General features: G+C 67.1%; 15 protein-coding genes and 1 tRNA gene. 2 read left to right on the forward strand and 14 right to left on the reverse strand.

Features of this window, described 5'->3' with window-relative positions; genetic code table 11:
• Window positions 1-5: 5 nt before the first annotated feature.
• Complete coding sequence (locus tag FJM51_RS04115; RefSeq protein ID WP_140452835.1) at window positions 6-1,199, reverse strand: FAD-dependent oxidoreductase; 1,194 nt, start codon at window positions 1,197-1,199, stop codon at window positions 6-8.
• 158 nt (window positions 1,200-1,357) lie between these two features.
• Here FJM51_RS04115 and FJM51_RS04120 point away from each other — a divergent pair.
• Window positions 1,358-1,432: transfer RNA gene (locus FJM51_RS04120), tRNA-Asn, on the forward strand.
• Between the two features lie 101 nt (window positions 1,433-1,533).
• On the opposite strand, the gene FJM51_RS04125 is transcribed toward FJM51_RS04120, so the two are convergent.
• From FJM51_RS04125 to FJM51_RS04135, 3 genes are read right to left on the reverse strand one after another with little or no spacing between them, the layout of a single operon-like run.
• Entirely contained in the window at window positions 1,534-1,815 is a 282-nt protein-coding gene (locus FJM51_RS04125) for a hypothetical protein (protein ID WP_140452836.1), read from the reverse strand.
• 2 nt (window positions 1,816-1,817) lie between these two features.
• Window positions 1,818-2,216 carry a hypothetical protein gene (locus FJM51_RS04130; RefSeq protein WP_140452837.1) on the reverse strand — a complete coding sequence of 133 codons (399 nt, stop codon included), beginning with the start codon at window positions 2,214-2,216 and terminating at the stop codon, window positions 1,818-1,820.
• A complete protein-coding gene (locus FJM51_RS04135) occupies window positions 2,213-2,407 on the reverse strand; it encodes a hypothetical protein (RefSeq protein WP_140452838.1) in 195 nt (64 codons plus the stop codon). Before FJM51_RS04135 ends, FJM51_RS04130 begins: the two co-directional genes overlap by 4 nt.
• 322 nt (window positions 2,408-2,729) lie before the next feature.
• Between FJM51_RS04135 and FJM51_RS04145 the strand changes: the two genes are divergently transcribed.
• Window positions 2,730-3,476, forward strand: a complete 747-nt coding sequence (locus FJM51_RS04145; RefSeq protein ID WP_140452839.1) for a hypothetical protein — start codon at window positions 2,730-2,732, stop codon at window positions 3,474-3,476.
• Between the two features lie 280 nt (window positions 3,477-3,756).
• Here the strand turns inward: FJM51_RS04145 and FJM51_RS04150 are convergent, their stop codons facing one another.
• The 10 genes from FJM51_RS04150 to FJM51_RS04195 all read right to left on the reverse strand — a co-directional run bounded on the left by FJM51_RS04150 (window position 3,757) and on the right by FJM51_RS04195 (window position 9,747).
• Window positions 3,757-3,993, reverse strand: a complete 237-nt coding sequence (locus tag FJM51_RS04150; RefSeq protein WP_140452840.1) for a hypothetical protein — start codon at window positions 3,991-3,993, stop codon at window positions 3,757-3,759.
• Entirely contained in the window at window positions 3,983-4,234 is a 252-nt protein-coding gene (locus tag FJM51_RS04155; protein ID WP_140452841.1) for a hypothetical protein, read from the reverse strand. Before FJM51_RS04155 ends, FJM51_RS04150 begins: the two co-directional genes overlap by 11 nt.
• Window positions 4,231-5,238 (reverse strand): phage major capsid family protein, encoded by a 1,008-nt coding sequence (locus tag FJM51_RS04160; protein WP_140452842.1) that lies wholly within the window; start codon window positions 5,236-5,238, stop codon window positions 4,231-4,233. Before FJM51_RS04160 ends, FJM51_RS04155 begins: the two co-directional genes overlap by 4 nt.
• A gap of 103 nt (window positions 5,239-5,341) precedes the next feature.
• Window positions 5,342-5,701, reverse strand: a complete 360-nt coding sequence (locus tag FJM51_RS04165) for a helix-turn-helix domain-containing protein (RefSeq protein ID WP_140452843.1) — start codon at window positions 5,699-5,701, stop codon at window positions 5,342-5,344.
• A gap of 213 nt (window positions 5,702-5,914) precedes the next feature.
• The gene (locus FJM51_RS04170) at window positions 5,915-6,196 is read right to left on the reverse strand and encodes a hypothetical protein (RefSeq protein ID WP_140452844.1); all 282 of its coding nucleotides are present in this window, start codon (window positions 6,194-6,196) and stop codon (window positions 5,915-5,917) included.
• Window positions 6,193-7,653 carry a DUF3631 domain-containing protein gene (locus tag FJM51_RS04175; RefSeq protein ID WP_140452845.1) on the reverse strand — a complete coding sequence of 487 codons (1,461 nt, stop codon included), beginning with the start codon at window positions 7,651-7,653 and terminating at the stop codon, window positions 6,193-6,195. Before FJM51_RS04175 ends, FJM51_RS04170 begins: the two co-directional genes overlap by 4 nt.
• Window positions 7,650-8,534: a DUF7146 domain-containing protein gene (locus tag FJM51_RS04180; RefSeq protein ID WP_140452846.1), complete on the reverse strand. Its 885-nt coding sequence runs from the start codon at window positions 8,532-8,534 to the stop codon at window positions 7,650-7,652. The genes FJM51_RS04175 and FJM51_RS04180 overlap by 4 nt, the downstream gene beginning before the upstream one ends.
• Complete coding sequence (locus FJM51_RS04185; RefSeq protein ID WP_140452847.1) at window positions 8,531-8,740, reverse strand: hypothetical protein; 210 nt, start codon at window positions 8,738-8,740, stop codon at window positions 8,531-8,533. Before FJM51_RS04185 ends, FJM51_RS04180 begins: the two co-directional genes overlap by 4 nt.
• A gap of 1 nt (window position 8,741) precedes the next feature.
• Entirely contained in the window at window positions 8,742-8,966 is a 225-nt protein-coding gene (locus tag FJM51_RS04190; RefSeq protein ID WP_140452848.1) for a helix-turn-helix transcriptional regulator, read from the reverse strand.
• 55 nt (window positions 8,967-9,021) lie between these two features.
• The gene (locus FJM51_RS04195; protein WP_140452849.1) at window positions 9,022-9,747 is read right to left on the reverse strand and encodes a hypothetical protein; all 726 of its coding nucleotides are present in this window, start codon (window positions 9,745-9,747) and stop codon (window positions 9,022-9,024) included.

Genomic DNA, 9,747 nt, shown 5'->3' on the forward strand with positions numbered 1-9,747 from the left:
GGGCCTCATCCCTCCCGGGTCACGTCCTCGCCATAGAGCCAGTCGAACCGACCGAGCATCCGTCCGGGCGCGAGGCGCGACATGAGCGCGAGGCCGAGATGCGCCGCCCGCCGGATCCCGGGCGCGCCGAGATGGTAGATCCGGCCGTTGCGCGCCGCCGCCCGCTGGACCCGCTCCGCCCGCGCGCGCCGGCGCGCCACGAAGGCCGCGAGCGCCGCGTCGCGGTCGGTCCGCGCGTCGAGTTCGCATGCGAGCACATGCGCGTCCTCGAGCCCCATCCCGGCCCCCTGGGCGAGGAAGGGCAGCATCGGATGGCAGGCGTCGCCGATCATCACCACCCCGTCGCGCTGCCATTCGGCGAGCGGCTCGTGATCGTAGAGCCCCCAGAGGAAGACCCGGTCCACCGCGCCGAGCAGGTCGGTGACCTCCGGCGCCCAGCCCGCGCAGCCGGCGCGCAGTTCCGCCGGGTCGCCCTCGTTCATCCAGCCCTCGTCCGCGCGCCGTTCGCGCTCCTCGATCGCCACGAGATTCACGAGTGTCCCCCGGCGCAGCGGATAGCTCACCACGTGCCGACGCGGCCCCATGGCGAGGCGCGTGACCGGCGGATGCGGGCGCGCCAGCCGCTCGGCGGGCACGAGCGCGCGCCAGGCGACCGCGCCGGCGTAGCGCGGCGCGCCGCCACCGAAGAGCGCGCTCCGCGCCCGCGAGCGCGCCCCGTCGGCCGCGACGACGAGATCCGCCTCGAAGCGCTCGCCCGCCTCGGTGCGGAGCCTCGGCGCCCCGTCCCCGGTCTCGAACCGCGCGACCCGCGCGCCGAGCAGGATCTCCGCGCCCGCGCGCCGCGCGGCGCCCTCGAGCAGGTCGAGGAGGTCGGCCCGGTGGAACTGCCAGTAGGGCCGCCCGTGCCGCGCCAGCGCCGCCGCCCCCATCGGCACGCGCGCGACGAGCCGCCCGCCCCGGTCGGTGAGTTCGATCGCCTCCGGCGCGCTGGCCCGCCGCGCCGCCGCCTCGCCGAGGCCGAGCGCCTCGAGCACCGCGACGCCGTTCGGCCCGATCTGCAGCCCCGCCCCCACCTCCGCGAGTTCCGGCGCCTGTTCGAGCACCCGCACCCGCGCGCCTCGCCGCGCGAGCGCCGCCGCCGCCGCGAGACCGGCGATCCCGCCGCCGACCACCAGAACATCGCGCCCCTCGACCGCCACCCGAAGCCTCCCGATCCCCGATTCCGCGCCGCATCCTAGGCTTTCGCCCCGCCCGGGTCAGGGGGCGATTTCAACGCGGCCAAAAAGGTTCGAATTGCTCTGGACGCCCGGAATCGGCTTTGCTATAGGCTCCCCACCCCAGCGGATGGGGACCGCGTTCCGGCGTAGCTCAGCGGTAGAGCAGTTGACTGTTAATCAATTGGTCGCAGGTTCGATCCCTGCCGCCGGAGCCAAAAACCTCAAGATCTCAGAGCGTTAGCCCAGCCCTCACCGGGTGGGTTTGGCGTTTTGGCGACAGGGGTAACATTCGGGGTAACGGTTTGCGCGCTGGAAATCAGGCGGCGTAGCCAGTGAGATCCCGCGCCTCAATCCAAAGGTCGCCCGTTTCCCAATCCGAAAGCAGCCCGCCCTCGCAGGTGTCTGCGATCACCTTGGCGGCGAAGTCGGCGGCGCAGGTACAGGGTAGCGCCATCATCCGGTCAAGGATCTCACGGGCGGGACGGTGGAACAGGCGCTCAAGCACCTCGTCGGTATCGTTCGGATAGGTTCCCGCAGCGTCCATGAGGGCGCGGTACTCGCGAAAAAGGCTCAGGATCTCGGTGTTCGGATTATCCATAGTTAGGCTCTCACCATCTGGGCCGAGGCACGCATGAGCGCGGCGACGGTATCCTGATTGTCGAAGCTTCCGCGAGAAATTTGCGCGGTGATGTATTCGGCTTTCGCGCGGCTCGCCGCGATGCTCGTCGGGGCATATTCGGCCAGCGCGGTCGCCGCCTCGATCTCGTCGTCGTTGGCTTCTTCCTCCGCCGCCCACTCCTCGGCCGTGGCCGCTCGGCCCAGAGCAACAGAGTCGCACGCCGCGCAGGCCTCATTGTGAGTTTCCAGCGCCACGCGGTGAGCCTCGATCAGCGCGAAGGTCTGGTCTTCGGGCGTCCCGCTGGCCATGGCCACCGCCGGGATAGCGGTGAGCGCGGGCGCGGCTTTGATGATCTCGCGGCGGGTGATGTTCTTGATCATGACAGCGCCCCCATCAGCCGCTTGGCCCGGCGAAGCGCGGCGCGGACGTAGGAGCGCGCCTCGCGCTCGGGCAGGCTGTAGCCGTCGCGACGCTCGGACGCGTCGAGCGCCAGGAGCAAAAGGTCGTGGATTTCGAAGAGGGGATTTTCAGGCAAGCCGATAGCGGCTGCCGAAGCGCGGTTGCGCGGCATGATTTGCTACGTTGGTTCACTTCATGATAGATATTGAGCATGGTGCCCAACTTTGGGCATTCAGTCAATCTAAAAGCACAAGGTTGCGCTTTATGCCCATATCTCCCGCCCAGTGTCGCGCAGCGCGAGCACTAATCGAGCTCGATCAGGCAGGCTTGGCGGAAGCCGCCCGTGTTGCACGGAATACGGTCGTCGCTTTTGAGAAGGGGCAGAGGGCGCCCAACCACAATAACCTTGCCGCGATCCGCTCGGCGCTCGAAGCGGCCGGCGTCGAGTTCATTGCGGAAAACGGCGGGGGCGCTGGGGTACGGTTGCGGCGAGCATGAGCGAAGAAACCGATCAGCCGCTACCAGAATCCCCGATCGAAGCCGCGAGGAAGGTCGCCGAGTGGATGCCTCGCACCCTGCGGATCGCTCATCGAACCTTTATCTCCCACGGTCAATTCACCGCCGCGAACGCTCTACTTCTCGAAGTTCAGGAAGTGGAAGACGCAAGGAGCTTCATTCGCCAGCACGACTTCCGAGAAGTGATCCACGGATATTCTCACGACTCTATGTGCATGGCAGTCGTTGGGCTTTGTTCCCTGCTCGCAAAATCAGACAGCCGACGCTCGGCCGGGCAAGGTGTGGTCAGCTTGCAGGAGATTTATCATCGGTTGAAGTTTCCCGACGAGGCAGAGGCATTCGTGGATCTCTGGGAGGAGAAGCAGGATCCCGCTTTTTGCGCTGCCTTCGGCGGTTCGCGCGCGGATGCTTATGCATGGATCAATGCCTTTCTGGCAGCATGGAGAAAGCTCGACTGGAACCCAGGCGGATCTATCTCGCGGCTCCAACATCTACGGCATCACGGTATCGCTCATCTACTTGAAAAGCCGATGGCCAAATCTGTCACAGCGGAAGAGTTACGAAACCTCATGGAGAGCTTAGGCCAGATGACGGAACCGCTTGGTCGCCTTAACCTCGACGGGGGCGAGTGGGCGAGCATGGAGATCTCCAGCGATGCGCACCGTAGATCGCTGCGCTACTGGCGTCGCGCGATACCGGCGGAGTTCCTCAAAGCCCCCGAATAGATCTCCGCGTAACACAAGCGCCAACTTGGCGCCTGCGTTCATGGCTGACGCCTCCCGCCCATCGCCAAATTGGCCATCTCAAGACGTTGATTTGGCTTTGCGAAAGATTTAGGGGGCGGCCGGTTAGGAAAGCGAAGCCGTCCCACTTTCTCCATACCCCCCCGCCGCGTCTCCTGAGATTTCCTCCGATCTGCCCGGTTTGGGCGGGCGCCCCGCGTCCATGGCGCCCGCCCTCCCGACCATCGCGCGGTGAAGGGAAACAAAGCCCGCGCGGGTCATCTCACTTGGCGACGAAAAGATCGATGAATGCCGGAAGGCTCAAGACTCGCCACGCGTCGAGGGCTTCGGCGTCGAGCGTCTTGTCGAGCCCGAGCGCGATGATCGCCCGCTCCTGGGTGAGATGGGTGTTCATCCGCCGCGTCGCCTCGGCGCGCCATTCAGCCTCGGTCGCGCCGGGAAGGTCGAAGTCCTCGATCTGCTCGATTGCCCGGTCGAGGGCGAGATCGTCAATCTCCATCCGGGAACGCGCCTCCGAACCGCGTCAGGATATGCGCGATGGCGGCCTCGGCGGCGGAGAGCCGGGCTTCGAGCGCCGCCCGCGCCGCCTGCTCGCTCTTGGCCGCCTTGATCGTCTCGTCCCCCAGCGCGTCGGCGACCGCGTAGAGGTCGCGTATCCGCGCGGGAGCCGTGCTCTTGCGCAGATCCTCGATCTGGCGCTCGTGAAGCTCGGCCGCGAGCCGGTTCATGCCCTCGCTCATGCCGTGCCCCAGATCGCCGCCGTGACCACGCCGGAGCGCACCGGCTGCCAATCGACGTAGGCATCCGCGCCGAGTGCGACCGCGTTGTTCTGGAACAGCGAAACCGCCTGCGTCGCGGTCGGCGTCACGCTGTCGCCCGCCGGATTGTCTGCCATCTCGATCGTAGCCGACTGCGAAATCTTGATCTCACCCCCGGCCTGCGCGAGCGCGATCTGGGTCGGATCGACAAGCGCGATCAGATCGTCGGGGATGCCGGTTCCGGTCGCGACGGGGATACCCCACAGCGAGCCGCCGCGCGCGCCCAGATCCGGCGCGTCGAGGCCGCTCAGGTAGGCGGCCAACTGCGGCGCCATGACGAGATAGGCGGCCGCCAGATCGCCCGTGAACGGCTCCAAGAGCACGGCCCGCACGCCGTCGAGATCGGAGGCGCCATCAAGCGGCGCGCCGTCCAGCAGCGAGGGGGGAGCGTTCGGGTCCGCGTCGTCGGGGATCGCGAACGCGGCCGCATTGACGGCCTCGGCGACCGCGCGGAGCAGATCGGAGCGAAGCCCCATCTCAACCGCATCTCCCGCGTCGCGGAGCGCGTCCAGGTCGGCCACCGTGAGCGCGGCCACCCGCTTCGGGGCGAGCGTCGAGAAGTCGAGCGACGCGGCCGAGACTGGCGTGGCGACGCCCTCGCCGATCCAATAGGCGCGCGCGCCTCCGCCCGCGATCGCCCGCACCCGGAACGGCACGCGGCGGATTCCGGCCATGGCGCCCAGCGCGGAGCGTTCGACGGCGGCGCCGAAGAATTCAGCCATGATCCCCGAGCCGCCCTCGATCAGGTCGGCGGAACCGAGGCTGGGGACGGCCGTCTTCATCAGGTGCTCGGCCACTCGCGAGGTCGATCCCCAGCGGGACTCGGCGACCGCGCCCGCCGATCGCGTGGCGTCTCCGATCGACTTTGCGATGGCAACGCGAATGGCGTCCAAGCCCTTCATGCGCGTGGAGAGGTCAGGTCTCAAATCTCATTCCTTCTCGATCCTGGCGAGGGCGATCCGCCCCCTTCGCCCGCGATCGTACAGGCGCGCGGCGCGGAGCCGTGAGGCGCGGATGTCAATCTCGCTGTCAGGAAATGTCCGGCTCGCCAGCCAGTTTCCGCGCCAGATCCGCGAGGCCGAAGCGGGGACGCCGGTTCATGATCGCGGCGGGCAGGTCGCCGCTCTCCCGCCAGCGCGTCAGCGTCCGCGCGCTGCATCCCGCGAGCCGCGCGGCATCGGGAAGCGCGACGCGCCCGGCCGCGTCGATGACGATCCCGAGGTCGGCGGCGCGTTCCCTCATCTCGGCCTCGATCTCGGCCGCAGGATCGGGCGGAGCCTCCCGCGAGGTGTGGAGAAGCAGAGCGCGCAGCATCGCGGTATCGCTCGTGATCCGGTCGAGCAGCTGGCGGGCGAGACGATGACGGGACGCGGCGGGGTCAGTCGTCATTCGCTCCTCCCTCGCGCGCGTTGCGCGCGCGTGCGCGTGAGGGCGCCTGTCCTTTGTCGCCAAGTTGGCGACTTACGGATGCTCGCGCGTTGCGCGCGCTCGAGGGCATGCCAGAGGCAAAAAAGCCGGTTAGCGATATATCGAATTGGGGGCGCCGGTTTCGGCTGCGAACCCGCCGGATTTTCCGAATACCCCCCCTCCCGTGCGGGCGCTTCATGCCCCGGCTCCGTAGACGATCCGGCGGGCGCGGTGTTCAGCCTCGGCGCGCGGCATGTGCTCGTCATATTCGAGGATCGCCGCCAGTTCCTCGAAACGGTCGGCGCGGTAGTCCTCGGCCTCAAGGAAGGCGATCACCGCCGCCTTTTCGGCGCGGAGCGCGTCGAGGGTCACTACGTCCAGGCGTCCATAGGCATCGCGCCAGCGGACCTTGCACCCGTCCGTGGTGATCTCGATGCCCGAGGCGAGAAGGCCGCGAAGGAGAGGGATCGCGCTCAAAACTCGCCCTCCCAAGCGCCACCGTGGCCGTTGCTTCCACCACCCCCAAGAGAAGTGCCATAGCTGCCACAAGTGCCGATCCCATTGTTTTTGCTAACATTTTGAATGGCATTTCCGCTTCTCGTGGTACTTGAGGCGCTTGTGGCGGTATTTTTGCCCCCTTCTGAGAGATAGCGGTTGAAGGTATCCGCGAAGTCGCTCGGCCGGTAGAAACTGCCTAGCCGATCCTGTGCCGGGCTGATGCCATAGGGCTTGAGAAGCTTCGCGATTCCGCGCGTTGAGATCGGCCGGCCGCCCCGCCACTCGCCCCAGGGGCTTTCTTCGAGGGCGACGAGAGCGTTGAGCAGGTCCGTGCTTCCGATCCGCTCGCCCCTCCGCGTGGCGAAGATCTCGGCCACGTCGCGGAGCAGGAGCACGCCAGCCGATTGCGGCTCGTCGGCCTCCACGATCCGATGCATTCCGACCAGCGCCCGCCGGATCGTCTCCGGCCAATGCCCGCCGACTGCATCGGCGATCGCGCAGATAGCGCGGGCGTTGTCCTGCGCTCGGTCATTGAGGCTCAAAGGCACGGCCGGATCGGCGCAGCGCAGCGAAAGGACATTGTCCTTCGCCCAGCGCGCCGCGCGCTGGCGCAGCGGCAGGAAATCGTTCACCCGGTCTGCCCGGAACCGTTCGATGCTCTCGCCATCGCGCTCGCGCCGCAGCCTCACCACCAGCGAACGATCCTCGAGCGTGTCCGGCAGGCTCCCGATCATCGCGATGACCTTGGGAGCCCAGACCGTGAAGCGCCGAGGCTCGTGGTCGTCGCCCACGGAACGCCAGACATAGGCACTCAGCCGGTTGTGGCCGCCGTTCAGCATCCCGCGCATGTCACTTTTCTGATCGTCGCCGAGGAAGGTGTCGCCCTCATCGATCAGAACAGTGGGCGTATATTTCTCGATCACGCGAAACAGCACCGATGCGGAGATGTTGACCGCGTGCATTGCCCTCGGGGCCAGCGCCGAGACTACGGAGACCGCCGTGGTCTTGCCGCAACGCTTCTCGGGCGAAGTGATCGCGAGCACCGGAGAAATGTCCGCGGCGTCGTGCGCCCAGGCGTGGAGCACCCAAGCCGCCATCAATGGCGCGCTGTGCTCCGGCAGAACACAGAAGCGCAGGAAGGTCGCCCGAAGAACCTCCATCAGGGCCGCGCCATCAACCGGAGAAGCGGCTGGCTCGACATCCTCGAAGGGATCGGCCACGTCTTCCGCGCCCTTCTTCGGCCGCGCGGCCTCCACCAACTTGTCGAGCACGGGGGCGCGGATCGCGAGCGCCTCCGCCTCGGCCTTGCGACGGCGCTCATAGTCGATAGGCTTCATCTTCGCCAATTCGGCAACCCGAGCCTCACACTGATCCATGTCGAACGGCTGCTCGTCGGAGTGAAGATCATCTTCCTCGGGCATCGCGTGCGCGTTCATGCTGCTGCCCCCTTCATGGCGAGAATGTCGGCCCAGTCCCGCCCCTCGGGCGCGGGCAGCATAGAAACCCGCCAACCGAGCGCGGCCGCGCGCGTGGCGAGCGCGTGCGCGGCGGCCCGGCCGGGCGCATCGCCATCCGATGCGATCGTGAGCTTGCCAGGGATCGGCGGGAGGTTGAGGGCGCGCATGCCCGAGGTCGAGAGCGCGGCCCAGACGGTCGCGGGTCGCCGCAGGAGGCCGGAAAGCAGCGCGAGCGCGGTCTCGATCCCCTCGGCGACCACAAGCGGCCCCTCGCCTTCGGAGAGCCGCACGGCGCCCCCGGCGGTCGGCCCGAGCATCGCCTTCACGGGCTCGACATCGGCCTTCCCGCGCCCATCGGCGCGGAGATAGGTCCGATGCACCGCGAAACGCGAACCGCCCTCCACCGCCGCGACCATCATCGGGAAGCGGCGGGCGGTCGGGTGCCAGCCGTTCGCCAGAAAGCGGAGCGTCGCGGGCAGTTCGCAGGTGATGCCCCGCGCGCGGAGATAGGCCTCGGCGATCGTGGCCGGGATCGACTCGGCCTCATCCCAGACGGCTTTCGCCCGCGCGGACTGCTTGACGAGCTGCGACTCCTCGGCAGCCCTGAGCCGCGCCAGATCCGCGGCGTCGGGCTTCCAGATCGCCCCCCGGCCTTCGAGGATGCCGAGCCCGCGCAGCGCGGCGACGATCGCCTCGAAGGAGCAGCCGGCGAAACAGTGGAGGAGAAGCCGCCCATCCGCGCCAATGCCGATCGAAAGGCTCGGATGCTTGTCTTCATGCGCCGGGCAACAGGCGGAGCCGCCGGAGTGATCGTTCCAGCAGCCGCCGAGGGCGCGGGTGATGCGTTCGGGATCGTTCATCGCGCCACCTCCGAGAAGATGAGCGCCGCGATCATGGCCGCGCGATGATCGGTGAGGCCGCAGAGCGTGGCGATATGCGCCGAGCGCAGACGGGAGAGCGTTGCGGCCTTCGGGGTCGGAGTGCTATAAGGGGTCATCGATCCGCTTTCGATTTCCGCCCCGTTCGCCGTGCTACCGGCGGCGGGGCTTTCAATTTTCGAGGGCATGTCAGGCGGCCTCGTGGCTCGCGGCGGCGCGCTCTTCGAGCCAGGCGAGCAATTCCGCCTCACGCCAGAAGCGGCGCTTCCGGATGTAGACCGGCCTCGGAAAGTTCAGCGCGGGGTCGGACAGCCAGCGATGGAGCGTCATGTCTGAGATGCCGCCGCAGATCTGCCGCGTGCCCGTCGCGGAGATCAGGAGGTGGGTGGCGCTCTTTTCAGGAACCAAGGTCACAGGGGTTGCCTCTCGTTATGGAACGATAGGCACCAAGATGCAGAGGCGCGGCTGGCTACGCGTCAGACTTGGCCAACCAATTTCGCAGAGTCCTGACGCTTGGCGGGGAATCTTCGTTGTCTGGCCAGCGCTGGTGTATGGCGTTGGCAAGTTCGAGCATGGACGCAGGCTTCGATCGCCGGGAGCGGATTTCGGCTGCAAGCCGGCGCGCGATTGCTTGCCATCTCTCGGCCTTGGCCGCGTTCGTCGCGCCGCCCGCTCGGCGGTCAGACACTGCTTTCTTTTCCCTCAGTGCCAACGTTTCCCGGATCTGCCCTGTATCGCGATCAACCCCGGCGCGCCAGAAAATGCGCTCGTGCAACCTTCCTAGTTCTTCGCCCAGCTCGATCAGTCGCGCGAGGTTAGGTTCCGCCTCCCCCCGCTCGGCTGCGAGTTCATCGTACCGATCAAGCCATTGCTGCATTATCGCATATGCGTGGTTTTCTCCGTAGTACGCTCGCACATAGAAGGCCGGCCGAAGTGCCATATCGGCTCGGGTCCCCTCGGTGTGCTGCGGCGCTTTACGGCAAAACCAAGCAGGATCCATTTTTGAATAAGCGGCTGCGAGCGATTTGCGCATGTTCTCCGCCTTTTCATCCCGATAACCGTCCGCTGTCCGACACTTCGAGAAAGCCACCTCGATTTCTCCACCAGGTCGGAAGGCTTCCGGATCATCTTCGGGATTGTACTGGACGACTGTGCGCTGCATCAGGCCAACGCCCTTCGTGACGAACTTTGGCAT

The sequence above is a fragment of the Amaricoccus solimangrovi genome (assembly GCF_006385685.1).
Lineage (GTDB): Bacteria > Pseudomonadota > Alphaproteobacteria > Rhodobacterales > Rhodobacteraceae > Amaricoccus > Amaricoccus solimangrovi.

What these genes read in the sequence shown, in the direction of transcription:
- FJM51_RS04125 (WP_140452836.1), bottom strand. Translation starts at nt 1,815, where the DNA reads ATGGATAATCCGAACACCGAGATCCTGAGCCTTTTTCGCGAGTACCGC.
- FJM51_RS04130 (WP_140452837.1), bottom strand. Translation starts at nt 2,216, where the DNA reads ATGATCAAGAACATCACCCGCCGCGAGATCATCAAAGCCGCGCCCGCG.
- FJM51_RS04135 (WP_140452838.1), bottom strand. Translation starts at nt 2,407, where the DNA reads ATGCCGCGCAACCGCGCTTCGGCAGCCGCTATCGGCTTGCCTGAAAAT.
- FJM51_RS04145 (WP_140452839.1), top strand. Translation starts at nt 2,730, where the DNA reads ATGAGCGAAGAAACCGATCAGCCGCTACCAGAATCCCCGATCGAAGCC.
- FJM51_RS04150 (WP_140452840.1), bottom strand. Translation starts at nt 3,993, where the DNA reads ATGGAGATTGACGATCTCGCCCTCGACCGGGCAATCGAGCAGATCGAG.
- FJM51_RS04155 (WP_140452841.1), bottom strand. Translation starts at nt 4,234, where the DNA reads ATGAGCGAGGGCATGAACCGGCTCGCGGCCGAGCTTCACGAGCGCCAG.
- FJM51_RS04165 (WP_140452843.1), bottom strand. Translation starts at nt 5,701, where the DNA reads ATGACGACTGACCCCGCCGCGTCCCGTCATCGTCTCGCCCGCCAGCTG.
- FJM51_RS04175 (WP_140452845.1), bottom strand. Translation starts at nt 7,653, where the DNA reads ATGAACGCGCACGCGATGCCCGAGGAAGATGATCTTCACTCCGACGAG.
- FJM51_RS04180 (WP_140452846.1), bottom strand. Translation starts at nt 8,534, where the DNA reads ATGAACGATCCCGAACGCATCACCCGCGCCCTCGGCGGCTGCTGGAAC.
- FJM51_RS04185 (WP_140452847.1), bottom strand. Translation starts at nt 8,740, where the DNA reads ATGCCCTCGAAAATTGAAAGCCCCGCCGCCGGTAGCACGGCGAACGGG.
- FJM51_RS04195 (WP_140452849.1), bottom strand. Translation starts at nt 9,747, where the DNA reads ATGCCAAAGTTCGTCACGAAGGGCGTTGGCCTGATGCAGCGCACAGTC.